This is a genomic window from Natrinema versiforme, assembly GCF_005576615.1.
Lineage (GTDB): Archaea > Halobacteriota > Halobacteria > Halobacteriales > Natrialbaceae > Natrinema > Natrinema versiforme_A.
In genome coordinates this window covers 2,295,923-2,320,551 of record NZ_CP040330.1, presented here as the reverse complement: position 1 = coordinate 2,320,551, position 24,629 = coordinate 2,295,923, and the positions used below count along the sequence as shown (strand labels likewise).

Genomic DNA, 24,629 nt, shown 5'->3' with positions numbered 1-24,629 from the left:
GCAGCAGGCGATCCGACGGATTCTATCGGATCCGATTACGAACCCACACTTCTCAGCCGACTATAATCATCGCGAGTACGCCGAGAGCGATCGCCGCGGCCAGCGTGATCGCTACAGTGAGACCGAACCCGACGACGGGCGATAGCGAGCGCACCGATTCGCGCGTCGTCGATCTCGAGGCCATAGGTAGCCCTCGAACCCCGAGGGGAAGAACGTACGCTTCGACTCAGTCCTCGAGTCGCTCGCTGACCGCTCGCAACGGCGCCTGTCACTCGCCGGCACGCGGCTTTTCCGCGGCCTGACCGTACCGCGGCCAATGTCTACACGTCCGACCGGAACGGTTCTGGACGACGATCAGTTGCTCGCGCTCCGGGAGACCGACGAGACGGCGGCCTCGGAGCTGGCGGTCGTGGTGACGCCGGTCGCCGACCACATGGGTGCCACGAGCGGCGACCACATCGATTGGGACGTCGACGACTACGAGGACGTTCCCATGCTCGTCTGCAGCGGGATCGAAGAGGCGGCCACCGCCGACGCGCCGTATCCGCGGCAACTCCGCGAGGAAGGAGGCGAAATCGTCGCACCCGTCCCCGATCCGCTGGTCCGTGCCGACCCGCCCGAAGGGCTCGGGCTCGACCTCGAGAGCTACGATACCGACGATCCGCTGCTGTTCGACGCCATCACGACCGGCGAGACGATCGGTCTCGTCCCGGTTCGGTTCGACAACGGGGAGACCTACCGCGCCGACCCGCTGCCGGGCGTCGCGGACGACAGCGACCCCGTCGCGGAGGAGGTCATCGCACACGAGGACCGCGGCGATCCGACGCCGCGGCCCGAGACCATGAGCGCGCCGATCGATGCCGACGCGTTCGAGGCGGCGCTCGCCGAGGCCGACCGCGACGCCTCGGCGACCGACGTGATCGGGATTCTCGAGGCGATCGAGCGCTTCGATCTCGTCGGCACGGGCGACCACGTCGCCGGCGTCCCGCCGTTGTCGGCCGACGAGCGGGCCGTCTGCCTGCTCGAGGACGACGTCTGGACGGCGCGACTCGGACCCGAACTCGAGGCCGAGAGCGTCGACGTGGACCCGGACGCGCTGGCGGTCGCTCGAGCGGTCCACGAGCGACAGGCTCGAGCGCTGATCGACGCGGCCGAGACGACCGAGTACAAGGGGCTCGCCGACGAGTACGCGCCGGTGGTGACCGACGCGCGTGACACGACCGAGTGGGACGTGGCCGAACCGGGCATGAATCGGTAGCGCTCCGCGTGTGCCTCGAGCGCCGGTAGATCGACCGTCTCGGTCGCCGGTCCGCCGCCGTACGGGCGCGTGTCGTGTTCTTCCGCATAACGTATCCTTTTCAGAGAGATTGTAGTTACCAATTCACATGGTCGACAAGACAGCCACCGAGATGTACCGATCCAGAACCGACGCGCTGACGACCGACTTCGGCGAAGGACAGCCGATCGTCTTCGCACACGGGACGCTGATGGACCGGACGATGTTCGCGCCGCAACTCGAGGCCTTGCAGGACGAGTACCGGGCCATCGCCTACGACCTGCGGGCGCGGACGGATCGGTACGCGCCGGGCTACGACCTGTGGGATCTCACCGACGACTGCGCGGCGTTGCTCGACGGCCTCGGCGAGGACAGCGCTATCATCGCCGGCATGTCGATGGGCGGCTTCACGGCGCTCCGGTTCGCGCTCGCGTATCCGGACCGCGTCGACGGGCTCGTGCTGATCGACTCGATAGCGTCCCCCCATCCCGACGACGAACGCGCGGAGTACAGCGCGCTCGTCGAGCCGTACGAGGACGCCCTCGAGCCGCTGCCCCGCGAAATCGCGGCGGGGTCGACGGCCGAACTGTTCGGCGAGACGACCCTCGAGGAGAACCGCGAACTCGTGGAGGCGTGGGTCGACCGCTGGGCGACCTACCCCGGGAAAGCCGTCTACCACGAACTCAATTCGTGGCTCGGCCGCGAGGACGTGACCGACCGGCTTTCCGAAATCGACGTGCCGGTACTCATCGTCCACGGCGAGGAGGATTCGACGCTCCCGCCGTCGCGGGCCGAGCCGATGCTCGAGGAACTGCCCGACGCCGAGATGGAACTGATTCCCGAGGCCGGCCACACCTCGACGCTGGAGAACCCGGGGCCAGTAACCGACGCGATCAGGGCGTTCCTCGACGCGCGGTTCTGAGACGGGTTGTACACGGAAGTGTATATTCGGCCCGAATTTGGGACCGTTCTGGGCACGAATCCGGGGATTAATGAGCCTCGCGGCCGCCAACTCAGGTAATGACCGAGATCATCGACGGCAACGCCGTCGCGAGCGAGATCCGGGACGATCTGACCGACGCGATCGAGACACTCGCCGACGCGGGTTCGCGGCCGGGACTGGCGACCGTGCTCATGGGCGACGACCCCGCGAGCCAGACCTACGTGAACATGAAACAGCGCGACTGCGAGGAGGTCGGCATCGAGAGCCACCACGTCGACGTCGACGGCGACGCCCCGCCCGAGGAACTGTTCGACACCATCGCCGATCTCAACGAGAACGACGATGTCCACGGCTACATCGTGCAGGCCCCGGTCCCGGACCACGTCGACTACCGCAACGTGATCCGCCGGGTCGACCCGGCCAAGGACGTCGACGGCTTCCACCCCGAGAACGTCGGCCGACTCGTCGCCGGCGACGCCCGCTTCCGTCCCTGTACCCCCCACGGCGTCCAGAAGCTCCTCGAGTCCGCCGACGTGGAGATCGAGGGCAAGGATGTGACCATCGTCGGCCGTTCGGACATCGTCGGCAAACCCCTCGCGAACCTGCTGATTCAGAAGGCCGACGACGGCAACGCGACCGTGACGGTCTGTCACTCCCGAACCGACGACCTCGCTGCGAAGACTCGCAGTGCGGACATCGTCGTCGCGGCGGTCGGCGTCCCCGAACTCATCGACGGCTCGATGCTCGCCGAGGACACGGTCGTCATCGACGTGGGCGTCAACCGCGTCGACGCCGACACCGAGAAGGGGTACGAACTCGTCGGCGATGTCGAGTTCGAGAGTGCAAAGGAGAAAGCCAGCGCGATCACGCCCGTCCCCGGCGGCGTCGGCCCGATGACGCGCGCGATGTTACTCTACAATACCGTCAAAGCCGCGAGCCTGCAGGAAGACATCGACGTTGAGCTTCCCTGACCTGTTCGACGCCAATTTCGAAGGTCGATTCCCGATCGTTCGAGAGCGGCGGACCCATCACCGCTGATACCCGTGGCGAACACCGTGAACGAGCGCAGCGCAAACGGAGACACAGAGGTGTCGTCCGAGGACCCGTCTCGGCGACTACTCGTCGAACCGGATCAGGTCGCGTTCCTCGAGTCGCATGAGGAAGTGTGCGAGCGTCTCGTCGACCGGTTCGACGCGGTCGGCATCGTGTGCGTCGGCGACGATCGACGCGATCTCCGAGACCGTGTGGTCGCCGTCGCAATGCCGCCAGACGGTCGTTCCGACCGGGTCCAGCGTGAGTTCGCGTTCTCGACTCGTCCCGAAGAGGTCGAACAGGAACCGATCGAGCCGGTTCCGCGGGGTTTTCGTCCAGGTGATCGAGACGCGTGAGTCACCGTCGACGGGCGTCTCTTCCCAGTCGTCCACGGCACGGCGCGGAACCGCGTTCGGTCCGTGTGCGCTCATTTTTCGGCCGTCTCGGGCGGATTTCGGAGGACACTGACCGTAAAGAGGCCGACGAGCGCGACGACGGCGACAACGCCGAGGATCGCCTGCGTCTCGCCGGCGAGTCCGATGGGGAACGGCGCGCCCTCGGCGTTGCCGATACCGGTGATATAGAGCGCGCCGATGACGATTCCCATGATCGCCTCGCCGGTGATCAACCCGGCCGCGACGATCCGTCCTCTCGAGGTCGTGTGCTCGGCGAGCGATCCGTCTTCGTCGTCTTTCCGCGCTACGTACCGGTCGATTCCGGCCCGGAGCAGGCCGCCGAGGAAGATCGGCGTTGCGAGCGTGATCGGCAGATAAATCCCGACCGCAAAGGGCAGGACGGGAACGTCCATGAGGATCAGGACGAGCGCGAAGACGGCGCCGATGAGGATCATTCCCCACTGTGCGGTGCCCGTGAGGACGCCCTCGGAAATCAGCGCCATCATCCCGGCCTGTGGTGCCGGAATGGTGTCGCTGCCGATGCCGTAGGCCTGATGGAAGAAGTACAGGACCCAGCCCGCGAAGAGGGCCGACAGCGCGATTCCGATGATCTGTGCGAGCTGTTGCTTTCGGGGGGTCGCACCGAGGAGGTAGCCGGTCTTGAGGTCCTGTGAGGTGTCGCCCGCGACCGCCGCGGCGATCGCCACCACCGACGCGGTCACCAGCACGACGACGGGATCGCTCACGCCGGTCGAGCGCAACGCCAGCGCTGCGATCAGGATCGTCGCCACGGCCATCCCGGAGACGGGATTCGAGGAACTGCCGACGACTCCGACGAGGTACGCCGAGACGGCAACGAAGAGGAACGCGGCGATCACGGCGATGAAGCCGCCCAGCAGGCCGACCTGGACCTGTGGGACTGCGACCAGCGCGAGCGCGATCAGGATCGCGCCGCCCACGACGACCTTCATCGGGAGGTCCCGCTGGGTTCGTTTGCGGTCCCCGGTCGCGGCCGCACCGGAGCCACGGACCTCCGCGGCCGCGGTTCCCAGCGCGTCGGCGATCGTCCCCCGCATCGAGAGGATCGCGTAGAAGCCGCCGACAATCATCGCCCCCGCACCAACGTAGCGGATGTACTCGTCCCAGACCGCGTCGGCCTGTGCCATCAGCGCCGCGTCGGCGGCCGACTCGGGAACGAATCCGCCCGTAATGAGCAGCGGAATCAGCATCATCCAGGCGATCAGCCCGCCGCCGAACACGTAGCCGGCGATTCGCGGACCGATGATGTAGCCGACGCCGATCAGGGCGGGCGTGAAGTCGCCGCCGATGGCGAACCCGTCGGTCTCGCCCGCCGAGAACGCCGTCTGAATCGTCGTCCGAAACGCGGCCATACCGTTGGCCAACCACATGTAGAGGAAACTCACGAGGAAGCCAAAGGAGATGAGCTTCACGCCCTCGTCGCCGCGCGAGCCGGCCTCGAGTACGTCGGCACACGCCGTTCCCTCCGGATAGGGGAGTTCCTCGTGTTTGTCGACGATGAGATAGCGCCGCATCGGGATCATGAACAGCACTCCGAGCAGGCCGCCCAGTACCGCGACCGCGGCGGTGCCGGCGATGTCGATGGGCTGGTCGAGGAACGTGACGCCGGCGATCGTGAAAATGACGCCGGCCGCCAGCGCCTCGCCGGCGGAGGTCATCGTCTGGACGATGTTGTTCTCGAGGATCGTGCCGCCGATGCCGACCCGGCGAAGCCCGTAGAAGACGCCCATGCTGATGACCGCGGCCGGGATGGACGCGCTGATCGTCATCCCCGAACGCATCCCGAGGTACATGTTCGCGGTCAGCATCACCACGTTGAGCGCGAGACCGATCAGGACCGCCTTGACGGTGAGCTCCGCGACGCTTCGTCCGGCGGGAACGTAGGGTGTCGGCCCGTCGCCCGCCGCTTGGTCACTACCGATACGACTGTCGCGCGGTTCCGTTCCTTCTTCCGATGGTCCGTGTGACATAGTCTGGTGCAGCGAACAGCCCGATCGGCTCCGTTCCGGAGAGACCGAACGCCGCGCCGACCGACTGCGGTCGGTTCCGATCTCAGTGGGCGAGGGGTCGGCCAACCGGTCGGGTCGACCCGACGGTCGACGCTCGGGAGGAGCGAGTCCGGACGGGGTCCGCTCCGTTCGCTCGGTCGATAGCCGGTCCGCGTATAAATGTAACAAGATTCGGAACGATCGTGTCGTATCAGCGATCAGTTGCCACGCGGTCCCGGATTCGTCCGCTCCACCGGAGTCACCGTTCCGCGGAGCAATCGCGGGGATCGCTGCGGGCGCGTCGACCGTGACCTGACGGAACCGTGTCCGCGACCTGCTATCGCCCCGGCGCTCCTCACTCGAGACTATCCAGTCGCTCTCGGGCCTGCGAGAACGCGACCTCGTCGCCGCGCAGGCCGTCGGCCAGATAGCGGGTCGCTTCGACGAGCCGTTCGGCGGTCCGCGGGTCGACATCGCCGTCGAGCATCCGAATCCGCTTGACGTGCTCGGCGAGCGTCTCGAGTGCGGTCCGCTCGCTCGCAGTCAGATCGCGGTCCTCGGCCCACGTTCGGATATCGCGGCGGTACTCACGGACTGCATTCGCGTACGCGAGCCCGCGGGCTGCCCGCAAGGTCTGGGGAACTTCCTCGACGGGCGGGCGCTCGCCCTGATCGGCGTCCCGAAGCAAGGAGAGGAAGTACAGTTCCTCACGGTCCTCGAGTCGGATCTCGCGGGCGACGATGTCGGCGACGTGGAGCAGTTCGGTCGCCGCGAGGTAGGTGTCGTCGAGTTCGCGGAGGGTGCCGGCGTTGACGAATCCGCGACGGCGGACGTACTCGCGACAGCGGTCGCGGGCCCGTTCGGCGATGTCGTCGGTCGCTGCTTCGTCGATCGCGTTCCGAACGGGGGTGAGATCGAACGCGACCTGCAGGTCCGTGTGCTCGGTGCGTTCGTCGACGCCGACGCTGCGCAGACTGCCACAGGCCGGACAGCCGACGCTGCCGGTCTCGTAGTACGACCAACGGGTCCCACACGCCTTGCACTCGCGCTCACCCCGGATCTTCATGGGCGGGGGTACGGCCGGGACACCGAAAGTTTCACCGGACCGCCGCGACGCGGTGTCCTGTCTTTGGGATTCGGCTGCGGACTCGAGGGGCGAGTAGTCCGGGTAAGTCACCGGACACGGTATGAACGTCGGCCGAACAGTTTGGCCAGTGACACCGTCGACCTCTCGGAGAGTGTCGCTTTCCGTGTTATTTCCGTCTCGTTGATGGTGCGAAGGCGATGACGATCACCAGTTTCTGGGCGTCGTTCAATAGGTGATTAACGGACGGCAGGTGCAGGCCACATCGAAACCAGACGGAACGTCCTACCCAGATATATGTCCCGTAAGCGACTGAACCGACGGACGTTCGTGACCGCAGCAGGAACAGCAAGTGCGCTCGCGCTGGCCGGCTGTGCCGACAGCGGCCCTGGCGGCGATAACGAGACCGAAGACGAGGAAGGAACGGACAACGAGTCCGGAAACGAGACCGAAGACGAAACGGAATCCGGTGACGAGACGTATACCCTGACCGTCACGGTCGAAGACAGCGAGGGGTCGGTCGAAGGCGCGACCGTCACGCTCGAGCAAGCGGGCATGGGCATGACCGACGACGAAGGGACGGGCAACGAGTCCGACAACGAATCCGAGAACGCGTCGGACGACGAGATGATGTCCGACGACGAGGCGGGAATGGACAACGAGTCCGAGAACGAATCGGACAACGAGACGATGACCGATGACGAGGAGGGGATGAACGAGTCCGACAACGAATCCGAAAACGAGTCGGACAACGAGACGACCGGAACCGGTACCGGTCAGGAGTTCCCGATGGAAGACGAGACGGACGAGAACGGCGAAGTCGAGTTCGAAGAACTCGAGGACGGTGAGTACACCGTCACCGCCGAAAACGAGGGCGAGGAAACCGAGGACGACGTCGAGATCGACGGCGACGACGAGGAAGTCACGCTGACGTTCGGCGAGGGCGGCGCTGGCGGAAACGAGACGGACTCCGAGGACGGCAACGAGAGCGAAAACGAGACCGAAGGCGGAGACGACAACGAGAGCGAGTAATCGACGCCGGACCCCGCCGTCCCAGTCGTCGAGGCGTCACTACCGGTTCGGTTGTACCACACTCGAGACCGATCGCTGTCCGCGCCGACTTTTTCGGTGCCGCCGCTCTCGAGAGCGGCGGCTACGGGGTGAGCACCTGTCGTCCCGAGAGCAACGGCCGATCCGCGGGCGCGGTCTCCGTCGAACCGTCCCGTCGTGTGATCGACCGTTCGCGATCGTTTCACGGCGGAAATCGGGCCCTTCTCGAGTGAAACGGTGAGAGCACTGCTGCGAGCGAGCCGTCTGCGGTCTCGCTCGCCGATCGAACCGCCGCGTGGCGACTTTTTTCCCGTCTCGGTCGGTAGTGATGGGTATGCGTGACGAAGACGAAATCCGCGAGCAGTACGAGTTCCTCAAAGAACACCTCGAGAGCGACGAGATGCGCCACGACGGCGTCGAGGAGATGTTCACCTACTACAAGCGCGCGATCGGCTGGGTGCTCGAGGAAGAACACATCTGATCGCGTAGAGCGGACTCGACACGACTCGTGGCTGTCCTGTGTCGTTACATTTAAGTACACTCAGCGGAATCATCCACGTGACGCTTCGCTTGGAGGGCCGAAGCGTCAGCGGGGACCAATTCAGGGCGGCAAGCGATCGCGTGACATTTTTCCGTCACGCGATCTGCTTTCCTGTTTCGAACTCACACGACACAGTGGCGACGCTTGTGGATCGTCTCGATCGATCTCGAGCCGCTGGCTATCGTGCTCGTTCAATATAATTGTACCGAAACGTAACTACTGAACTGTAAACATGAACTGCGCATTATGTGTGGTTCGGCGGGGGATTCGTCACGGGTGTTATGAATCGTGAGCAGTGAAAACGAGACTCCTCGCTGGTAATAGGCCTCTTTCGATCGTAACAACCCGATAGCCTTATTAAAATTCGACAGTAAGTGAGAGTGGTACTTTCCCAATGTACGACCTGACAGGATTCCAGCGTGACCTACTCTACGTCATCGCTGGCGAGGATGAGCCCCACGGACTGGCGATCAAAGAGGAACTCGAGCAGTACTACGAGAAGGAGATCCACCACGGGCGGCTCTACCCCAACCTCGACACCCTCGTCGACAAGGGGCTCGTCGAAAAGGGCCGGCGCGACCGGCGGACGAACTTCTATACGCTCACCCGCCGCGGCCGCCGCGAACTCGAGGCGCGCCGCGAGTGGGAGACCCAGTACGTCGATCTGTAGCGCGCCCCGCTCGTCGGAGACTCGATTCCGTCACGTCACTGGTCCCCTGCAGCGATCGCTATCGCTCTCCGATCTCTCGGCACGTCGCTTATATGCAATCACGGCAAATGATCAGCAGTGAACGAGGTCGCGCTGCAACTCACCGATCCGCCCCTCGAGGAGACGGTCGTCCGGCTCGCCCTCGCGAGCGCGCTGGGGATGTTCCTCGGGCTCGAGCGCGAGTGGTCCCAGAAGTCCGCCGGTATCCGGACGTTCTCCCTGATTAGCCTGCTCGGCGCGGTCTTTACGGTACTCGTCAACGAGGGTGGCGTCGGAGAGAGCCTCCTCTTACTGGGCGGACTGCTCGTCATCGTTCAGGGTGTCCTGCTCGCCGTCCAGGGGCTCACCGAGGACGATCCGGAGGAAACCGGCCTCTCGCTGACGACCTCGGTGTCGATGCTCGTCGCCTACGGCGTCGGCTCGCTGGTCGCCGTCGGGTTCATCATCGAGGGGGTCACGGTCGCCGTCCTCTCGTCGCTGCTCCTGATCTTGAAGCGGGAACTCCACGAGTTCGCGTGGGGGCTCTCCCGCGAGGAGATGCGCTCGACCACGGAGTTCGCTATCCTCGCGTTCGTCATCTACCCGATCCTCCCCGCGACCTACGAGCCAGAAATCGCGGGCATCACCATCCCGCTCGAGCCCCAGGTCATCTGGCTGATGGTCGTCGCCGTGGCGGGCATCGGCATCGCGAACTACGCGATCGTCTCGACCTACGGCGGCCGCGGCATCGCGATCACCGGCTTCTTCGGCGGGCTGGCCTCCTCGACGGCCGTCGTCGGGACGATGCTCGATCACGTCAACCAGCGGCCCGAAGCCTCCTCCTACGCCGTCGCTGCGATCTTGCTCGCAAACGCCGCTATGGCCGCCCGCAACCTCGCGATCGCGGTCGGCTTCACGGCCGGCAGCGGGAGCGATATCCTGATCGAGGCCGTCGTCCCGCTCGGTACCGTCATCCTGCTGGCGTTCGCCGTCGCCGCGCTCACCGCCGACTGGAGCGAGTCCGGTCCGATGGAACTCGAGAGCCCGTTCTCGCTGAAGAACGCCCTCGCGTTCGGGGCCGTCTTCCTCGCCGTCCTCGTCTTCGGTTCGCTGGCCGAGACGTGGTTCGGAACCCTCGGCTTCTACGCGACGGCCGTCGCCAGCGGCTTCGTCTCGAGCGCCGGCGCGACCACCTCGGCGGTCGTCCTCTACCGCGGCGGCCAACTGGGTCCCGCGGAGGCGACGATCGCAATTTTGCTCGCGACGGTCTCGAGCATCGTGGTCAAGGCACTGCTGGCGGCGACCTCGACGAACGACGGCTTCCGGAACCGGGTCGCGGCCTACAGCACGATTCTGCTGTTGGGCGGGGCTATCGCGTCGATTCTCATCGTCATCTAGGGCGTCGAGTAGTTTTAGCCGCCGGCGACCGAAGGGATCATATGGACCGAGCAACGGTCGAACCGCAGGGAGACGCGATTCCCGGCGAACGGGCGAGCGAGTGGGTCGACTACCACCACCGGTTCGCCGCCCCGAGCACGTACGTCTACGAGTTCGTCTGGGACGCCGGTGGTGAGGCGGTCGGCCCGTTCTGTACCGATGTCGACGGCAACGTCTTGCTGGATTTCACGAGCCACGTCGCGGCCGCGCCGCTCGGTTACAACAATCCGACGATCCGGGAGAAACTCCGCGAGTTCGACCTCGTCGACCCGCTGAAGATCGCCGGGCAGGACTTCTACGTCAGCGGCGGCGGCCGCCCCGAGGACCCCGATTTCCCCGGCCCGACCCAGCTGATGGACCGGCTGGTCGCGATGACAGAGCACTACGACATGGATCGGGTCTTCCTCTCGAACTCCGGCGCGGAGGCCATCGAGAACGCCATCAAGATCTGCTACGCCGCGGGCGGCCACCGCGCCGTTACCTTCGACGGCGCCTTCCACGGCCGAACGCTGGGCGCGCTCTCGCTCAACCGCTCGAAAGCCGTCCACCGCAGCGGCTACCCGGAAATTCCGGGCGTCGTCAGCGTCCCCTATCCCGCGACCGACGAGGCGTACGAAACCCGCTGGCGAACCGACGGGCCCGGCGGGAACGTCGTCGCCGACGCGCTCCATCCCGAGCGCGGCGTCATCGATCCTGCCGAGGTCGCCTACCTCATCCTCGAGCCGATCCAGGGCGAGGGCGGCTACCGGGTCGCCCATCCCGACTTCGCCCGCGACCTCGAGGCGCTCCGCGAGCGGTACGGCCTCCGAATCATCGCCGACGAGATCCAGTCGGGGATCGGACGGACGGGCGAGCTGTGGGCCGTCGACCACCTCGATCTCACGCCGGATGTCATCACGAGCGGGAAGGGGCTGCGCGTGGGCGCGACGATATCGCGGTCGGATATCTTCCCCACCGAAAAGAGCCGTCTCTCCTCGACGTGGGGCGCGGGCGATCTCATCGCGGCCATGCAGGGCGTGCTCACCATCGATACCATCCACGAGGACGACCTGCTCGCGAACGTCCGCGAGCGCGGCGAGCACTTCCGCGCGCGACTCGAGGACGCCATCGCGGACGGCGACGCGCCCGGCGCGGTTGAGGTCCGCGGTCGCGGACTCATGCTCGCCGTCGAATTCGATACCAAAGAGCGTCGCGACGCGGTCCTCGAGGGCGCGTTCCGCCGCGGCCTGTTGACCCTCGGCTGCGGCTACAAGACGCTGCGATTGCTGCCGCCGCTCGACGTCACCGAGCGCGAGATCGAACTCGGGTCGCGACTGCTGCTCGAGACGATCGCAGACGTCGCGGCGGAGCGCTCCGCATAGAAGTCGAGAGCGTCGATCGCGGGCTCGAGCGCATTGTTTCCGACGCGGCTCGGTCGATCGGGCCGTTACTCGCCGCGGAGTTCCGCCATGTGGTCGATCCGGCGCTGGATGAGGTCGGCTGTGCCGATGTCGTGGCGCACGCGCAGTCCCTCCTCGCCGGCGACCGCGAGCGCGTCCTCGGCGATCTCCTCGGCCTCGTCGATCGAGTCTGCGACGCCGACCAGCGCGAACGACCGCGAGGTGGTCGTGTAAATGCCGTCGTCGCGTTCGTCCACGCTGGCGTAGTAGAGCAACGCGTCGCCAGCGCTCTCTTCATCGACTTGGACCTTCGCACCCGACTCCGGATCGGTCGGGTAGCCGTCCGGCACGGCGTACTTACAGACCGTCGCCTGCTCGGCGAACTCGAGTGCCGGCGGCGCGTTACCGTCGCGGGCGGCGGTCAGGATCTCGAGGAAGTCGGTCTCGAGGACCGGCAGCGTGTTCATCGCCTCGGGGTCGCCGAAACGGGCGTTGAACTCGACGACGCGCGGGCCGGTCTCGGTCAGCATGAACTGGCCGTAGAGGATACCCCGGTAGTCCTCGAGGGCGTCGACGGTCGCCTCGATGATCTCGACGGCCTCGTCGTAGTCGGATTCGGTCATGAACGGCAGCTCGTTCGTCGCGTCGGAGTAGCTGCCCATCCCGCCCGTGTTCGGCCCCTCGTCGCCTTCGTAGGCGCGCTTGTGGTCCTGCACTGCAGGCGCAGTCCGGAACTCACCGTTCGCGACGAACGCCTGAATCGTGAACTCCTCGCCGATCAGCCGCTCCTCGAGGACGATCCGGTCGTAGTCGGACTCGCGGATGTACTTCTTGCCCTCCTCGGCGGTGACCTGATCGCCGATGACCTTGACGCCCTTGCCGCCGGTCAGCCCGGCGGGCTTGATCGCGAGGTCGCCGTCGTACTCGTCGATGAAGTCACAGGCGGCCTCCATGTCGTCGAAGGTCTCGAAGTCCGGACAGCCCGGCACGTCGTTTTCCCGCATGAACCGGCGCTGGAAGGCCTTGTCCGTCTCGATTCGGGCGTCTGATTCCTTCGGGCCGAACGGGTAGACCCCCGCGGCCTCGAGTTCGTCCGCGACGCCGGCCTCGAGGGGCGCTTCCGGGCCGATGACGGCGATAGTTGCATCGACCTCCTCGGCGTACTCGACGACCGCCGTCGGGTCAGTCGTCTCGAGCGTCTCGAACCCGGTCGCGATGCGGGCGATGCCGGGGTTCTTGTTGCCGGCACAGGCGTAGAGGTCGGCCTCACTGTCCTCGAGCGCGCGGGCGATGGCGTGCTCGCGGCCGCCACCCCCGATCAATAGGACGTTCTCTCGCATGGTCGATAGCGGAACGCACGAACCTGTAAGCGTTGCTCTTTCCTCGAGCGGAAATATGCACGGTCGTGGCTATTCGGGTGGCGTGATCGAGTGCGATGAAGAGATAGAAGCGATAGTAGAGATAGACGTAATCGCCTAAATATCACACATATGGACCCCCCATCTGTTCCTCCAGTCCTTCGCAGCCGGGGTGCTCTTCCGACAGCTGGCTGCATGGACTCGCTTTCCGCTTACCGCGCCACAGTTCGATTCGGGCACCGTCTTCGCGGCGTCACGGTTCGATGGCGGCGTCCTCATCGCGCGGATGGACGAATTCCTTGCCACCGACAACGCGGTGGAGGTCGCGTGTGAGCGCGGCCGCACCGACCACGAGTCGTCCGCACCCTCTTGATTCACAATCTCCTGTCCGAACGAAAAGACGTACCAAGCGTGTGGGTGTCGTGGCCGGTCGCGTCGAGCGCCAGTTCGTCGGCCATTCGCTCGGCGATGGTCCTGAACAGTTCCGACTCGGTCGAATCGGTCATACGACTCCGTCACAGGTGAGGGATTGACTCGTTTGGATGCAGTTCCCTCCAGACGATGTCGGTATAACCCCGAACGAACTCCGCGAACGAATCCTGTGGCTGCAAGCGCTGAGTGACGCGGCGAGAGTGCCTCCGATTACGAATCAATTCGAACGGACACTTGCGCGGCTTCAGATCGTGAAGTTGCGGAGGTTACCTTACACTACCCGAAATGGACTGCCAGCCATGGACGAGGACTGCGACATCGAAACCATCGGCGGCGTTCTGGAAGACGCCGTGGCCCGGTCCATCCTCGTTCACGCCCGCACGGAATCGCTGTCGGCGAGCGCGCTCGCTGATCGCTGCGATGTCTCGACGGTAACGATCTATCGACGGCTCGAGACGCTTCGCGAACACGATCTCGTCGTGGCGTCGACGGTTCCCGAGCGCGATGGCAACCACTACAAGGTGTATCGGACGAACGTTCGTCGCCTGACGGTTGATCTCACCCAGGAGGGATTCGAGCTGGAGATCGAGCGCACGGACACGCCCGCCGACCGATTCACTAGACTAATCGAGGAGATGTGACTATGATTCCGACCATCGACACGTCGTTCGAAGCGATCGCACAGGGAAGCCTGTTTCTCATCCTGACCGTTCTCGGCCTCGCCATTGTCATCGTCGCATTTCAGGGCTATCGACGGAACCAGAGCCGTCCCATGTTATTCCTCGCGGTCGGATTCGCCGCGATCATCGTCCCTGAAATCACGATGACAGTCGTCACGAGGGTTGCCGAAGTCTCCGAGTTCGAGACGATAACTGTGTATCAAGTGACCAATGTCTTCGCGTTCCTCTGTATCCTCCGCGCGATTACAATGGATCCCGGTCGCTCGCGAGCCGGCGATAGCCAAGGAGGTCTCGACGAGTAACCGACGTATTCGATCGGAGTACTGCTCTCGAACGCGCGACCAAGGATGGGTACCGGGCACGGGTTCTGCTTCTGAAGCTGCGATAGACGGTATTTGGTAGCCAGGCCGGTAGTCGGACCCATGGCCGAATCCACAGCCGATGGAACCGCCAATCGATCCATCAGTGAGCGGCTGCTGTACGACTCGAGCCGAAACCGACTGCGCGCTACCTGGCGGATACTCGTCCCGCTGGTCGTCGCCATGACGATCTACGCCGTTGGTCAGGTGCTGGTCAACCGCTTCGCAGCCGGCGTGCTCGAGGCAACCGCAGACGGAGCATCGAAAGTGGTCGCCACCGCGGTACTATTTCTCGGAGTGTCGGCAGTCGTCGCCTTCGCGGGCGTCGCTGGGTTGTTCGTCGCGTCACGGCTCGATGGACGTTCCATCTCGAGCTACGGGTTCGACGCGTCCCGACGGTGGGTAACGGACTTCGCCGCCGGAGCCGGCATCGGCGTCGCCGCCAGTGCGGGCGCGATCGGCTACCAGGTCGCTCGAGGGTATGTCACGCTTGATACGGCGGTGACCGGCGTCGGCGTCGACTCCCCGCTGCTGGGTGGAATCGTCCTCTTGGTGCTGGTTCCCTTTTTCCTCGCGAACAATGCATTTGAGGAAATCGTGTTCCGCGCCGTTCTGATCGGAAACGCGGCCGAAGGTCTCCGATCCAGATTGCCGGGTTCGACGACGGCCGTCGTCGGTGCGGTCGCCGTCACCCTCCCCGTATTCGGCGCGCTGCACCTCTTCAGCGGTGGTCTCGCGACCGTTATCACGAGCGCCATCGGTGGCGTCCTGTTCGCGACGGCCTACGTCCTCACGGGCCAGCTGGCGCTGCCGATCGGCGTCCACTTCGGCGGTGTCGTCGTCCTCAGCGTTCGCCAGCAACCCGTTTCAACCGATCCCGAGCTGACACTGCCGTCGCTGATCGTCGCCGAGCAGACCGGCAACCCGTCGCTCCTTGTTGGCGTCGAGTTCTGGATCGTTAGACTCCTCTTCGGCGTCGCTCTGATCTGCCTCTGGCTGTACGCGATGGACGGCGAGGTTTCGATCGCCGAGCGAGTACTTCCCGCCGATGCCGACCGCGAGGAATAGCCTGAACCGTCATAAAACGTTAGACGTAGAACAGGAAGCCGCCGCTCTCCGCCGTACTCCTCGTCGGGAGGTGAGCCTCGAGCACCGATGACGGGTCGCTTGGAACGTCGCACTCGACGAGTCCCCGATACGGATAGAGTGTTTGACAGCGCGATGAAAGTGGTAGGGTGGTTGGAAGACTGTGCCGCTAATACCACCACGAAAGCCCCCGTGTCAGCTGATCGACCACGCCACCGTGAGTGGGACTTTCGTGGTGTTCCCGATCATTACAGAGAATTGAACATCGCGTCCGTCGATAGGTGAAGATTTTAGTCGGGACTCCGAATTGGAGTGCAATGCAACAGTACCTCGAGCTAGTCGACACGGTTCTCTCAGAGGGCACCCACAAGCCCAATCGGACCGGCGTCGACACGATTTCGTCGTTCAGCGAGCACTACGAGGTCGACCTCCAGGAGGGGTATCCACTGCTCACCACCAAGGAGATGGACGGCTACCGCTGGAACTCGATGCTCCACGAAGTCTGCTGGTATCTCTCCGGCGAGGAGCACATCCGGAACCTTCGGGAGGAGACCAAAATCTGGGACGCGTGGGCCGATGAAGAGGGACTACTGGATACCGCGTACGGCCGCTTCTGGCGTCGGTTCCCGGTTCCGGACGAGGACGCCCGACTCGAGGGCGAGTCCTGGCCCGACGAGAGCCACCGGTGGGTCACCGAGGAGGCGGGCGGCCGGAAGACCTTCGATCAACTGCAGTACGTCATCGACACGCTCTCGGATTCGCCGAACTCGCGACGGCTCGTGGTCAACGCGTGGCACCCCGCCAACGCCGCCGTCTCGACGCTGCCGCCCTGTCACTACTCCTTCGTCTTCAACGTGCAGGGCGACCGGCTGAACTGCCATCTGACCCAGCGCTCGGGGGATACCGCACTCGGCATTCCGTTCAACATCGCGGCCTACGCGCTGCTGACGAAGGTCATCGCCCAGCAGACCGGCTTCGAACCGGGCACCTTCGCCCACACCGTCGTCGACACGCACGTCTACTGCGGTCGCGGCGACCGCGGCGACTGGTATGCCGACAATCTCGAGGCGCTGCAGTCGCGACTGGCCGATGTCGACGACCGCGAGGAGTACCTCGAGATTCGGGAGTGGCTCGAGTCCGAAGCGCCCGACGAAGCCGAGGGCGATGAACGGCTCGATCACGTCCCCGGGCTGCTCGAGCAACTCTCCCGAGAACCGCTCGAGCGCCCGACCCTCGAGGTGGCGGACGTCTCGATCGACGACCTCTCCTCCGAGGACGTCGAACTTCGGGGCTACGAGTCACACGACGGACTCGAGTTTTCGGTGGCCGAATGAGCGAGGATCGAAGCCGGATTCCGGCGACCGACCGCGAACTCGTGGCCATCGCCGCCGTTGCCGACAACGGCGTCATCGGGGCCGACGGCGACATGCCGTGGCACGTCCCCGCCGATCTGCAGCACTTCAAGGAGACGACGATGGACCGCCCCGTTATCATGGGCCGGGTGACCTACGAGGGCATTCTCGAGACGCTCGGCGAACCGCTGCCCGGCCGGACGACCGTCGTCCTGACGAGTCGCGACCTCGAGACGCCGGACGACGCCGTGGTGGCCCACGATCTCGAGGACGCCGTCGAAGCGGCCGCGACGGCCGCTCGAGAGCGCCACGATGGAGCCGACCGAATCTTCGTCGCCGGTGGCGCAACCGTCTACGAGCAGTTCCTCCCCGCGGTCGATCGGCTGGTCCTGACGGAAATCCACGACGCGCCCGAGGGCGATACCTACTTCCCCGACTGGGATCGGGAGGCGTGGACGGAGACGGCTCGAGACGAACGCGACGGGTTCGCGTTCGCGGAGTTCGTCCGCGAGCGGTAACCGAACGATCCGTGCCGACAACTGCGGTCACTGATTCCGGGGAACGGAGGGGGTGACCGCTCAGGACGGGGGCGGCGGGTCGTCGTGTTCGGCGAAAACTACCACCCGGTAGACTTCACCGGCACCTCGTCGCGGCTCGGTTTCGCGGACTCGAGCGAAACGGGGATCGAACAGCCGGCTCCGGATCACCTGTGGCTTTTAGCCGCGCCGGCCGTAGGACCGTCCATGACCGACCCGACCCGGCGCAACCGGCTCGACGAGGAGGAGAGCCCCTATCTGCGCCAGCACGCGGACAACCCCGTCAACTGGCAGCCGTGGGACGAGGAGGCCTTGGCGGCCGCGAAAGAACGCGACGTGCCCATCTTCCTCTCGATCGGCTACTCGGCGTGTCACTGGTGTCACGTGATGGAAGACGAGAGCTTCGAGGACGAGGCGGTCGCCGAGGTCCTCAACGAGAACTTCGTCCCGATCAAGGTCGACCGCGAGGAGCGCCCGGACGTCGACAGCATCTACATGACCGTTTGCCAACTCGTCACCGGCCGGGGCGGCTGGCCGCTCTCGGCGTGGCTCACCCCCGAAGGGAAGCCGTTTTTCGTCGGCACCTACTTCCCGCGGGACGGCAAGCAGGGCCAACCCGGATTCCTCGACCTCTGTGAGCGGATCAGCGACTCGTGGGAGAGCGAGGAGGACCGCGCCGAGATGGAAAACCGCGCCGAGCAGTGGACCGATGCGGCGAAGGATCAACTCGAGGAGACCCCGGACGCCGCGGGAGCCGGTGGGGAGCCGCCCTCGAGCGACGTGCTCGAGACGGCCGCCGATGTCGTTCTCCGGAGCGCCGACCGTCAGCACGGCGGGTTCGGAACCGGCCAGAAGTTCCCACAGCCCTCGCGTCTCAGGGTGCTCGCCCGGGCGTACGACCGCACCGGGCGCGAGGAGTACCGCGAGGTCTTCGAGGAGACGCTGGACGCGATGGCCGCGGGCGGGCTCTACGACCACGTCGGCGGCGGCTTCCATCGGTACTGCGTCGATCGGGACTGGACGGTGCCCCACTTCGAGAAGATGCTGTACGACAACGCCGAGATCCCGCGGGCGTTCCTCTCGGGCTATCAGTTGACGGGCGAAGACCGCTACGCCACCGTCGTCTCGGAAACGCTGGAGTTCGTCGATCGCGAACTGACCCACGACGAGGGCGGCTTCTTCAGTACCCTCGACGCCCAGAGCGAATCGCCCGAGACCGGCGAGCGCGAGGAGGGGGCGTTCTACGTCTGGACGCCCGAGGAAGTACACGAGGCACTCGAGAGCGAGACCGACGCCGCGCTCTTCTGTGCGCGCTACGATATCTCGGAGTCGGGGAACTTCGAGGGACGGAACCAGCCGAACCGCGTGGCCAAAGTGTCCGAACTCGCCGGTCAGTTCGACCTCGAGGAGAGCGAGATCCTGAAACGGCTCGACTCGGCCCGCCAGACGCTGTTCGAGGCCCGCGAGGAACGGCCCCGGCCCGATCGCGACGAGAAGGTCCTGGCGGGTTGGAACGGGCTGATGATCTCGACCTACGCCGAGGCGGCGCTCGTACTGGGCGAGGACGACTACGCCGAGACCGCCGTCGACGCCCTCGAGTTCGTCCGCGATCGGCTCTGGAACGAGGACGAACAGCGGCTTTCGCGGCGCTACAAAGACGGAGACGTCAAGGTCGACGGCTATCTCGAGGACTACGCCTTCCTCGCGCGGGCCGCATTGGACTGCTATCAGGCCACCGGCGAGGTCGACCACCTCGCGTTCGCACTCGAGTTGGCCCGCGTCATCGAGGCCGAGTTCTGGGACGCGGACCGCGGCACGCTCTACTTCACGCCCGAGAGCGGGGAGTCGCTGGTCACCCGGCCCCAGGAACTCGGCGACCAGTCGACGCCCTCCGCGACCGGCGTGGCGGTCGAAGCCCTGCTCGCCCTCGATGAGTTCGCTGCGGAAGGCTTCGAGGACATCGCCGCGACCGTCCTCGAGACCCACGCGAACAAACTCGAGTCGAACGCGCTCGAGCACGCGACGCTCTGTCTCGCCGCCGACCGGCTCGAGGCCGGCGCGCTCGAGGTGACGGTCGCTGCCGAGTCCCTGCCGACCGAGTGGCGCGAGCGGTTCGCGTCGCGGTACCTGCCCGACCGGCTGTTCGCGCTGCGGCCGCCGACCGAGGCAGGGCTCGAGGACTGGCTCGAGACGCTGGGGCTCGACGACGCCCCGCCGATCTGGGCCGGCCGCGAGGCCCGCGACGGCGAGCCGACGCTGTACGTCTGTCGCGATCGGACGTGTTCGCCGCCGACCCACGAGGTGGCCGAGGCGCTCGAGTGGCTGGGCGAGAACGCGGCAGTCGATGGCTCGAGCGCGTCGTCAGCCGAGGAGTCGGGGAGTCCGTTCTAAGCCGTCGCTGGATCGACCGCTCCGCGGCGGGACGGCCGCCGAATTCGCAAAGGAGAGAGACCGCGATCCGATCCCGAAAACGGGGAGTTACGCCAGTTCGTCCTCGAGTTGCTCGGCGATCCAGACCGCCGGTGGCACGGCTTCTTCCTCGACGAAGCGGGTGAGCTCTTCGCCCGCGTCGTTTTCGACGACGATCGTCGGGATGTACTCGATGTCGTACGCCTCGACGCCCGGCCCCTGCTTGTCCTGATCGACATCGACTTCCTCTATTCGGTCGTCGGGGACTTCGGCCGCCTCGAGCGCCGCGCCGAAATCGGGGAGCAGGGCGCGACAGTCCTTACACCAGTCGCCGCCCCAGACCTTGTACACCAGTTCGTCGTGCGCTGCGAGCGTGTCGACCGCCTCCTCGTAGGACGCCGCGTCCCACGTGGGGTTCGGCCGCATGGTCTCGAGACTCATACGCACGGGTTACGTCTCGGCGGGCTTAACCGCGGTGTTTCCGATGGGCTCTTCCCTCGAGTGGCTACCCGCTCTCTCGTAGCCGGCCGACCACCCACTCCCGGGCGAGACTTTCGAGGTGTTTGCAGTCCCCGGTCTCGCTTCGAAGAGAGCGCGAACGACACTGCCGACTTCGTGTAACTCGTTACAGCAAACAGTATACGTCTCGACTACCAATGGCTGGCCAATGAAAGGGAGCATCCTGGACACCATCGGGTCGCCGCTCGTCCAGGTCGACTCGCCGGAGGGTGCAACGATCGCTGCCAAGATCGAATCGTTCAACCCCGGCGGCTCGGCCAAGGACCGGCCGGCCCGCGAGATGGTTCGGGCCGCCGAACGCGACGGGCTGATCGAACCCGGCGACTGGCTCGTCGAACCCACGAGCGGCAACACCGGCATCGGCCTCGCGCTCGTCGCGGCCGCCCGCGGTTACGACCTGACGATCGTCATGCCCTCGGACAAATCGAAGGAGCGTCGGCAGGTCATGGCCGCCTACGGTGCGGACCTCGAGTTAGTCGACGGCGACATGGAAGACGCCCGCGCCCGCGCCGAGACGCTCGAGGCCGAGGGCGCGATCCAACTCGGCCAGTTCGAGAACCCCGCGAACCCCGAAGCCCACTACAAGACGACCGGCCCCGAAATCCTCGAGCAGGTCGACGGCCGCGAGATCGACGCCTTCGTCGCCGGCGTCGGTACTGGCGGCACGATTTCGGGGATCGGTCGGCGGCTCCGCGAGGAGTTCCCCGAAATGGAGATCGTCGCGGTCGAACCGGCCAGAAACGCCGTCCTCTCGACCGGCGAGTCCGGCAAGGACGAGTTCCAGGGGATGGGCCCCGGCTTCGTCAGCGACAACCTCGATCTCGATCTCATCGACCGCGTCGAGACCGTGAAACTCGAGGACGCGGAAGCGGAGTGCCGTCGCCTCGCCCGCGACGAGGGAATCCTCGTGGGCCAGTCGAGCGGCGCGACGAGTCTCGTCTCCCAACGCATCGCCCGGGAGATCGCCGAACCCGACCTCGAGTGTCCGGAGGTCCCGACCGCGTTCGACGAGCGGACGGAGCCGGCCTCTCCCGAAACGGACGGCGGACGAGCGGCCGACGACTGCCCGCTCGTCGTCACCGTCTTCTGGGACAGCGGCGAGCGCTACCTCTCGACCGGCCTTTTCGACTGAGCCGAGTGGGCTGACGATCTGTCGGCCCGCCGCAACGAAAAGCGCTCTTTCACCTATCCGAATCCCTTTTACTCGTTGCCCCCTACACTCAGGTCAGATGACATGCCCCTCCAGACGAGCGGTATTAGGCGGAACGGCGTCGCTGATCGCGCTGTCGGCCGGCTGTCTCAGCGGCGATGAGGACGAAGGGTCGCCCGACGACGGAACCGGCGATCCCGAGGACGGCGAAACCGACGACCTCCCCGACGCGCTGGCCAGTTACGAAACTCAGCCCTTCCAGTCCCCGGACCGGACGACATCGCCGAGCGCCGAGTTGATCCACGACCGCGACGCGGCCGACGACTGGCTCGACGTGCGAGACTCCCCACCCGAGTCGCTGACCGACTTCATCGAGGACACCGACTTCGAGGTGGCGGTACTGGCCAAACTCGAGGCCGGCGCACCCTCCCCGTGTCACGAGATGGGCCTCGAGTCGATCGGGATCGACGAGAGCGAGGAAAACGACGATTCCCTCGCGCTCAGGGCGGCAGTGCAGGAGACGGCCGACGAGAAGGAGGCCTGTGCTACACAGGAGGTGACCGTCGGCCGACTCGTCCGGGCGACCTTCGAGTCCGAGCCGCTGTCGAAGCTCTCGGTCAGTATCAGGGACCGACACGGACAATCCCACGGGATCGCGACGGCCAGCGAGAGCGTCTCCGAAAGTACGAGCGGGAACGACGGCGGAACCGACAACGCCACCGAGAGCGACGCGGACAGCGAGTAACGCGGCCAACGGCTCGAGCGACGAGTTACGGCGCGTATTCCGCCTCAGTCAGCCGGACGACGAGCGTGTCCTCGACGTCCCGGAGGTCGTACTCGGGGACCTCGCCGTCGGTCCGGCGGACGTACAGCGGCTCGACGAGCCGATACGTCGGCTCGGCGACGCCCGCTCGGTCGGGCTCTCTCGAGTCGTCACCGGCTGCGGTCGTCCCACTAGCTGCCCCGCTCTCGGAGTCGGCAACCGCGTTCGGGCCGGAGTCAGCAGCCGGACTCGAGTCGGCGGTCCCGTCCCCGGCGTCGTCGGCCGACTCGGATTCCGGCGCGACTCGCTCGAGGCCGTAGAGTTTGCAGAATTCGGCCGTCGCCGCGGGTTCGATGTCGCCGTTGCGGAGCGCTTCGGCCAGCGGCCGCGAGAGCCACTCGTCGTCGCTAATGCTCGGCTCCTGGACGAGCGCCTCGTCGACGAATCGAGTCAGATACCAGTTGAGATCGTTCAGCAGCGAGACGGCAGCCCCGACGCTGACCGTGCGGACGGCAAGCGAGTTCTCGAACGGCCGCGCCAAGTCGTACGTCGCCAGCGCTTCGCGAGCCGTCTCGCGGGAGAGCAGTTCGTACTGGAGGTTGGTCCCGGCCTCGCCGATGAGACAGACGCGGGTCACTATATTGTGGTGGGAGCGACGGTGTAATGTCGGTTTCGGCTTCTAGACGAGTTTCTCGAGAGCTTCCACGTTCAAAGCCCGAATTCCTCCGCGACGACAGCGACGATGAAAGCCCCTGTCTCTCTCGAGTCGAGGGGCTCGCTGCGCGCTGTCCTCACTACGTTCGGACAGTGCTCGCGTCGCCCGTCTTCCTCGAGAGAGCCAGCCCCTTTCAGTCCCACCCGGCGGTGGCTAGCTGAGTCAGCGACGAGCAGAGAGAGACCATCCGAGTTTACGGTTCGACGAGTTCCGCCTGCTTCGCCGCCGCTTCGGCGCGCTCGAGCAGGTCGTCCGGCTCGGCCTCGAGCAGCGGTTTCAGCCGGGCGTTGGTTTCGACCTGATCGGGGGTGACGCGGTTACAGCCGGCGTCCATCGTCGAGTCGGTATAGGTGCCGATCTCGCGGGCCTGAGCGACGATATACTGTTTGTCTCGAGTCAGCAGCGGGCGGTGGATCGGGAGCCGGGTCGCGCGGCTGGTGACGCCGAGGTTCCGGATCGTCTGGCTCGACTTCTGGCCGGCGGCCTCGCCGGTGACGATGCCGTTGGCGTCGACGCGGTCGGCGAGCGATTCGGCGGCGCGGTAGAAAAAGCGCCGCAGCGAGAGCATGCGGCCCTGTTCCATCTCCCGGACGAGGAGGTCGACGGTCTCGCCGCCCGGAATCCGGTAGACCTGCATGTCGAAGTTCGGCGCGTACTCCGAGAGGAGTCGAACCGTCTCCATCGCGCGGGCCTCGTGGTCGATCCCGCCGTAGTCGCCGAGATCGACGTAGGCCGGCACGACCGGGCTGCCGCGTTTCATCATCTCGTAGGCCGCGACCGGCGAGTCGATGCCGCCGCTGACCAGCGCGATGACCGGCTCCTGCGACCCGAGCGGAAGCCCGCCCGGACCCTCTACCTGCTCGAGGTAGACGAAGGCGATGTCCTCGCGGACTTCGACGCCGAAGGTCAGGTCGGGATCGTCGAGGTCGACTTCGGGCTCGAACTCGTCTTCGACGGTCTCCCAGATCGCGGTCCCGGCCTCGCGGGCCAGGTCCTCGCTGTCGTAGGGCAGACTCTTGTCCGAGCGGCGGGCGTCGACCGCGAACGTCCCGCCGTCGTAGTGCTCGCGGGCGGTCTCCTCGAGTACCTCGAGGATCCGCGCCTTCTCGGTGCTGACGGTCAGGGCGGGGCTGGCGGAGACGACGCCGAAGGTGTCCGCCGCGGCCGCGGTCGCGGCCTCGACGGCATCCGCGTCCGTGTGGATCAGCGGCCGGTTCCACCGGCGCTCGACCTCGCCGGGAACCGACCGCGCCGCGAGGAGGGCCTCGAGGTTCTCGACGAGGAGCCCCTCCATGTACCGCTTGACGGTGTTGCTCTTGGTGTTGAGGTCCCCGTGACGGATGAGGACCGTATCGGCTCCCGGCGGGTGCATGAACTGTGATAGACGGCCGCGGCTATAAGGGGGTTACGAGGACGGT

Annotated in this window: 26 protein-coding genes; 17 read left to right on the top strand and 9 right to left on the bottom strand. The window is 65.8% G+C overall.

Annotation, left to right across the window (positions count from 1 at the left end; translation table 11 throughout):
* Positions 1 to 52: 52 nt before the first annotated feature.
* On the bottom strand, positions 53 to 184 hold the full coding sequence (locus tag FEJ81_RS24195; protein ID WP_267877907.1) for a hypothetical protein: 132 nt from the start codon (positions 182 to 184) through the stop codon (positions 53 to 55).
* A gap of 132 nt (positions 185 to 316) precedes the next feature.
* Between FEJ81_RS24195 and FEJ81_RS11425 the strand changes: the two genes are divergently transcribed.
* The 3 genes from FEJ81_RS11425 (at position 317) to FEJ81_RS11415 (ending at position 3,190) form a co-directional block, all read left to right on the top strand.
* Positions 317 to 1,258 carry a hypothetical protein gene (locus FEJ81_RS11425; protein WP_138245410.1) on the top strand — a complete coding sequence of 314 codons (942 nt, stop codon included), beginning with the start codon at positions 317 to 319 and terminating at the stop codon, positions 1,256 to 1,258.
* 127 nt (positions 1,259 to 1,385) lie between these two features.
* Complete coding sequence (locus FEJ81_RS11420) at positions 1,386 to 2,198, top strand: alpha/beta fold hydrolase (RefSeq protein ID WP_138245409.1); 813 nt, start codon at positions 1,386 to 1,388, stop codon at positions 2,196 to 2,198.
* A gap of 98 nt (positions 2,199 to 2,296) precedes the next feature.
* Positions 2,297 to 3,190, top strand: coding sequence for a bifunctional methylenetetrahydrofolate dehydrogenase/methenyltetrahydrofolate cyclohydrolase (locus FEJ81_RS11415; RefSeq protein WP_138245408.1), 894 nt, complete (start codon positions 2,297 to 2,299; stop codon positions 3,188 to 3,190).
* Positions 3,191 to 3,334: 144 nt separating this feature from the next.
* On the opposite strand, the gene FEJ81_RS11410 is transcribed toward FEJ81_RS11415, so the two are convergent.
* The 3 genes from FEJ81_RS11410 to FEJ81_RS11400 form a co-directional block, all read right to left on the bottom strand.
* Entirely contained in the window at positions 3,335 to 3,682 is a 348-nt protein-coding gene (locus FEJ81_RS11410) for a PqqD family protein (RefSeq protein ID WP_138245407.1), read from the bottom strand.
* The gene (locus tag FEJ81_RS11405; protein WP_138245406.1) at positions 3,679 to 5,655 is read right to left on the bottom strand and encodes an OPT family oligopeptide transporter; all 1,977 of its coding nucleotides are present in this window, start codon (positions 5,653 to 5,655) and stop codon (positions 3,679 to 3,681) included. The genes FEJ81_RS11410 and FEJ81_RS11405 overlap by 4 nt, the downstream gene beginning before the upstream one ends.
* Before the next feature lie 373 nt (positions 5,656 to 6,028).
* Positions 6,029 to 6,739: a DUF7117 family protein gene (locus FEJ81_RS11400; RefSeq protein WP_138245405.1), complete on the bottom strand. Its 711-nt coding sequence runs from the start codon at positions 6,737 to 6,739 to the stop codon at positions 6,029 to 6,031.
* Positions 6,740 to 7,054: 315 nt separating this feature from the next.
* On the opposite strand from FEJ81_RS11400, the gene FEJ81_RS11395 reads away from it, so the two are divergent.
* The 5 genes from FEJ81_RS11395 (at position 7,055) to FEJ81_RS11380 (ending at position 11,834) form a co-directional block, all read left to right on the top strand.
* Entirely contained in the window at positions 7,055 to 7,789 is a 735-nt protein-coding gene (locus tag FEJ81_RS11395) for a hypothetical protein (protein WP_138245404.1), read from the top strand.
* 352 nt (positions 7,790 to 8,141) lie between these two features.
* On the top strand, positions 8,142 to 8,288 hold the full coding sequence (locus tag FEJ81_RS23190) for a hypothetical protein (protein ID WP_006429946.1): 147 nt from the start codon (positions 8,142 to 8,144) through the stop codon (positions 8,286 to 8,288).
* Positions 8,289 to 8,742: 454 nt separating this feature from the next.
* Positions 8,743 to 9,018 carry a PadR family transcriptional regulator gene (locus tag FEJ81_RS11390; RefSeq protein ID WP_006429947.1) on the top strand — a complete coding sequence of 92 codons (276 nt, stop codon included), beginning with the start codon at positions 8,743 to 8,745 and terminating at the stop codon, positions 9,016 to 9,018.
* A 117-nt stretch (positions 9,019 to 9,135) separates the two neighbouring features.
* Entirely contained in the window at positions 9,136 to 10,434 is a 1,299-nt protein-coding gene (locus FEJ81_RS11385; RefSeq protein ID WP_138245403.1) for an MgtC/SapB family protein, read from the top strand.
* A gap of 41 nt (positions 10,435 to 10,475) precedes the next feature.
* Positions 10,476 to 11,834 (top strand): aminotransferase class III-fold pyridoxal phosphate-dependent enzyme, encoded by a 1,359-nt coding sequence (locus FEJ81_RS11380; RefSeq protein WP_138245402.1) that lies wholly within the window; start codon positions 10,476 to 10,478, stop codon positions 11,832 to 11,834.
* Positions 11,835 to 11,899: 65 nt separating this feature from the next.
* Here FEJ81_RS11380 and purD read toward each other — a convergent pair whose 3' ends face one another.
* Positions 11,900 to 13,192, bottom strand: coding sequence for a phosphoribosylamine--glycine ligase (purD, locus tag FEJ81_RS11375; RefSeq protein ID WP_138245401.1), 1,293 nt, complete (start codon positions 13,190 to 13,192; stop codon positions 11,900 to 11,902).
* Between purD and FEJ81_RS23185 the strand changes: the two genes are divergently transcribed.
* Positions 13,191 to 13,331: a hypothetical protein gene (locus FEJ81_RS23185; RefSeq protein WP_175416405.1), complete on the top strand. Its 141-nt coding sequence runs from the start codon at positions 13,191 to 13,193 to the stop codon at positions 13,329 to 13,331. The genes purD and FEJ81_RS23185 overlap by 2 nt on opposite strands.
* Positions 13,332 to 13,584: 253 nt before the next feature.
* Here FEJ81_RS23185 and FEJ81_RS24190 read toward each other — a convergent pair whose 3' ends face one another.
* Positions 13,585 to 13,716, bottom strand: a complete 132-nt coding sequence (locus FEJ81_RS24190) for a hypothetical protein (protein WP_267877906.1) — start codon at positions 13,714 to 13,716, stop codon at positions 13,585 to 13,587.
* 225 nt (positions 13,717 to 13,941) lie between these two features.
* On the opposite strand from FEJ81_RS24190, the gene FEJ81_RS11365 reads away from it, so the two are divergent.
* The 6 genes from FEJ81_RS11365 (at position 13,942) to FEJ81_RS11340 (ending at position 20,046) form a co-directional block, all read left to right on the top strand.
* Positions 13,942 to 14,283 (top strand): winged helix-turn-helix domain-containing protein, encoded by a 342-nt coding sequence (locus FEJ81_RS11365; protein WP_138245400.1) that lies wholly within the window; start codon positions 13,942 to 13,944, stop codon positions 14,281 to 14,283.
* A gap of 2 nt (positions 14,284 to 14,285) precedes the next feature.
* Complete coding sequence (locus FEJ81_RS11360; RefSeq protein ID WP_138245399.1) at positions 14,286 to 14,624, top strand: DUF7521 family protein; 339 nt, start codon at positions 14,286 to 14,288, stop codon at positions 14,622 to 14,624.
* Positions 14,625 to 14,744: 120 nt separating this feature from the next.
* Positions 14,745 to 15,749 (top strand): CPBP family intramembrane glutamic endopeptidase, encoded by a 1,005-nt coding sequence (locus FEJ81_RS11355; protein WP_138245398.1) that lies wholly within the window; start codon positions 14,745 to 14,747, stop codon positions 15,747 to 15,749.
* A 335-nt stretch (positions 15,750 to 16,084) separates the two neighbouring features.
* Positions 16,085 to 17,101, top strand: coding sequence for a thymidylate synthase (thyA, locus tag FEJ81_RS11350; RefSeq protein WP_138245397.1), 1,017 nt, complete (start codon positions 16,085 to 16,087; stop codon positions 17,099 to 17,101).
* Complete coding sequence (locus tag FEJ81_RS11345) at positions 17,098 to 17,637, top strand: dihydrofolate reductase (protein WP_138245396.1); 540 nt, start codon at positions 17,098 to 17,100, stop codon at positions 17,635 to 17,637. Before thyA ends, FEJ81_RS11345 begins: the two co-directional genes overlap by 4 nt.
* A gap of 225 nt (positions 17,638 to 17,862) precedes the next feature.
* Positions 17,863 to 20,046: a thioredoxin domain-containing protein gene (locus FEJ81_RS11340; RefSeq protein ID WP_138245395.1), complete on the top strand. Its 2,184-nt coding sequence runs from the start codon at positions 17,863 to 17,865 to the stop codon at positions 20,044 to 20,046.
* 87 nt (positions 20,047 to 20,133) lie between these two features.
* Here the strand turns inward: FEJ81_RS11340 and FEJ81_RS11335 are convergent, their stop codons facing one another.
* Positions 20,134 to 20,505, bottom strand: a complete 372-nt coding sequence (locus FEJ81_RS11335; protein WP_138245394.1) for a thioredoxin family protein — start codon at positions 20,503 to 20,505, stop codon at positions 20,134 to 20,136.
* Positions 20,506 to 20,731: 226 nt separating this feature from the next.
* Here FEJ81_RS11335 and FEJ81_RS11330 point away from each other — a divergent pair, with 226 nt between their 5' ends.
* Positions 20,732 to 21,715, top strand: a complete 984-nt coding sequence (locus FEJ81_RS11330; protein WP_138245393.1) for a PLP-dependent cysteine synthase family protein — start codon at positions 20,732 to 20,734, stop codon at positions 21,713 to 21,715.
* Positions 21,716 to 21,812: 97 nt separating this feature from the next.
* Positions 21,813 to 22,478 carry a hypothetical protein gene (locus tag FEJ81_RS11325; protein WP_175416404.1) on the top strand — a complete coding sequence of 222 codons (666 nt, stop codon included), beginning with the start codon at positions 21,813 to 21,815 and terminating at the stop codon, positions 22,476 to 22,478.
* 25 nt (positions 22,479 to 22,503) lie between these two features.
* Here the strand turns inward: FEJ81_RS11325 and FEJ81_RS11320 are convergent, their stop codons facing one another.
* On the bottom strand, positions 22,504 to 23,133 hold the full coding sequence (locus tag FEJ81_RS11320) for a DUF5804 family protein (RefSeq protein ID WP_138245392.1): 630 nt from the start codon (positions 23,131 to 23,133) through the stop codon (positions 22,504 to 22,506).
* A gap of 271 nt (positions 23,134 to 23,404) precedes the next feature.
* A complete protein-coding gene (locus tag FEJ81_RS11315; RefSeq protein ID WP_138245391.1) occupies positions 23,405 to 24,583 on the bottom strand; it encodes a tRNA sulfurtransferase in 1,179 nt (392 codons plus the stop codon).
* Between the last annotated feature and the right edge of the window lie 46 nt (positions 24,584 to 24,629).

Excerpts from the sequence above, each read along its gene's own strand:
- FEJ81_RS23190 (WP_006429946.1), top strand. The coding sequence starts at position 8,142 with ATGCGTGACGAAGACGAAATCCGCGAGCAGTACGAGTTCCTCAAAGAA.
- FEJ81_RS11420 (WP_138245409.1), top strand. The coding sequence starts at position 1,386 with ATGGTCGACAAGACAGCCACCGAGATGTACCGATCCAGAACCGACGCG.
- FEJ81_RS11395 (WP_138245404.1), top strand. The coding sequence starts at position 7,055 with ATGTCCCGTAAGCGACTGAACCGACGGACGTTCGTGACCGCAGCAGGA.
- FEJ81_RS11415 (WP_138245408.1), top strand. The coding sequence starts at position 2,297 with ATGACCGAGATCATCGACGGCAACGCCGTCGCGAGCGAGATCCGGGAC.
- FEJ81_RS11340 (WP_138245395.1), top strand. The coding sequence starts at position 17,863 with ATGACCGACCCGACCCGGCGCAACCGGCTCGACGAGGAGGAGAGCCCC.
- FEJ81_RS11405 (WP_138245406.1), bottom strand. The coding sequence starts at position 5,655 with ATGTCACACGGACCATCGGAAGAAGGAACGGAACCGCGCGACAGTCGT.
- purD (WP_138245401.1), bottom strand. The coding sequence starts at position 13,192 with ATGCGAGAGAACGTCCTATTGATCGGGGGTGGCGGCCGCGAGCACGCC.
- FEJ81_RS11365 (WP_138245400.1), top strand. The coding sequence starts at position 13,942 with ATGGACGAGGACTGCGACATCGAAACCATCGGCGGCGTTCTGGAAGAC.
- thyA (WP_138245397.1), top strand. The coding sequence starts at position 16,085 with ATGCAACAGTACCTCGAGCTAGTCGACACGGTTCTCTCAGAGGGCACC.
- FEJ81_RS11360 (WP_138245399.1), top strand. The coding sequence starts at position 14,286 with ATGATTCCGACCATCGACACGTCGTTCGAAGCGATCGCACAGGGAAGC.
- FEJ81_RS11325 (WP_175416404.1), top strand. The coding sequence starts at position 21,813 with ATGACATGCCCCTCCAGACGAGCGGTATTAGGCGGAACGGCGTCGCTG.
- FEJ81_RS11425 (WP_138245410.1), top strand. The coding sequence starts at position 317 with ATGTCTACACGTCCGACCGGAACGGTTCTGGACGACGATCAGTTGCTC.
- FEJ81_RS11315 (WP_138245391.1), bottom strand. The coding sequence starts at position 24,583 with ATGCACCCGCCGGGAGCCGATACGGTCCTCATCCGTCACGGGGACCTC.
- FEJ81_RS11335 (WP_138245394.1), bottom strand. The coding sequence starts at position 20,505 with ATGAGTCTCGAGACCATGCGGCCGAACCCCACGTGGGACGCGGCGTCC.
- FEJ81_RS23185 (WP_175416405.1), top strand. The coding sequence starts at position 13,191 with ATGGTCGATAGCGGAACGCACGAACCTGTAAGCGTTGCTCTTTCCTCG.
- FEJ81_RS11410 (WP_138245407.1), bottom strand. The coding sequence starts at position 3,682 with ATGAGCGCACACGGACCGAACGCGGTTCCGCGCCGTGCCGTGGACGAC.
- FEJ81_RS24190 (WP_267877906.1), bottom strand. The coding sequence starts at position 13,716 with ATGACCGATTCGACCGAGTCGGAACTGTTCAGGACCATCGCCGAGCGA.
- FEJ81_RS11400 (WP_138245405.1), bottom strand. The coding sequence starts at position 6,739 with ATGAAGATCCGGGGTGAGCGCGAGTGCAAGGCGTGTGGGACCCGTTGG.
- FEJ81_RS11355 (WP_138245398.1), top strand. The coding sequence starts at position 14,745 with ATGGCCGAATCCACAGCCGATGGAACCGCCAATCGATCCATCAGTGAG.
- FEJ81_RS11330 (WP_138245393.1), top strand. The coding sequence starts at position 20,732 with ATGAAAGGGAGCATCCTGGACACCATCGGGTCGCCGCTCGTCCAGGTC.
- FEJ81_RS24195 (WP_267877907.1), bottom strand. The coding sequence starts at position 184 with ATGGCCTCGAGATCGACGACGCGCGAATCGGTGCGCTCGCTATCGCCC.
- FEJ81_RS11390 (WP_006429947.1), top strand. The coding sequence starts at position 8,743 with ATGTACGACCTGACAGGATTCCAGCGTGACCTACTCTACGTCATCGCT.
- FEJ81_RS11345 (WP_138245396.1), top strand. The coding sequence starts at position 17,098 with ATGAGCGAGGATCGAAGCCGGATTCCGGCGACCGACCGCGAACTCGTG.
- FEJ81_RS11380 (WP_138245402.1), top strand. The coding sequence starts at position 10,476 with ATGGACCGAGCAACGGTCGAACCGCAGGGAGACGCGATTCCCGGCGAA.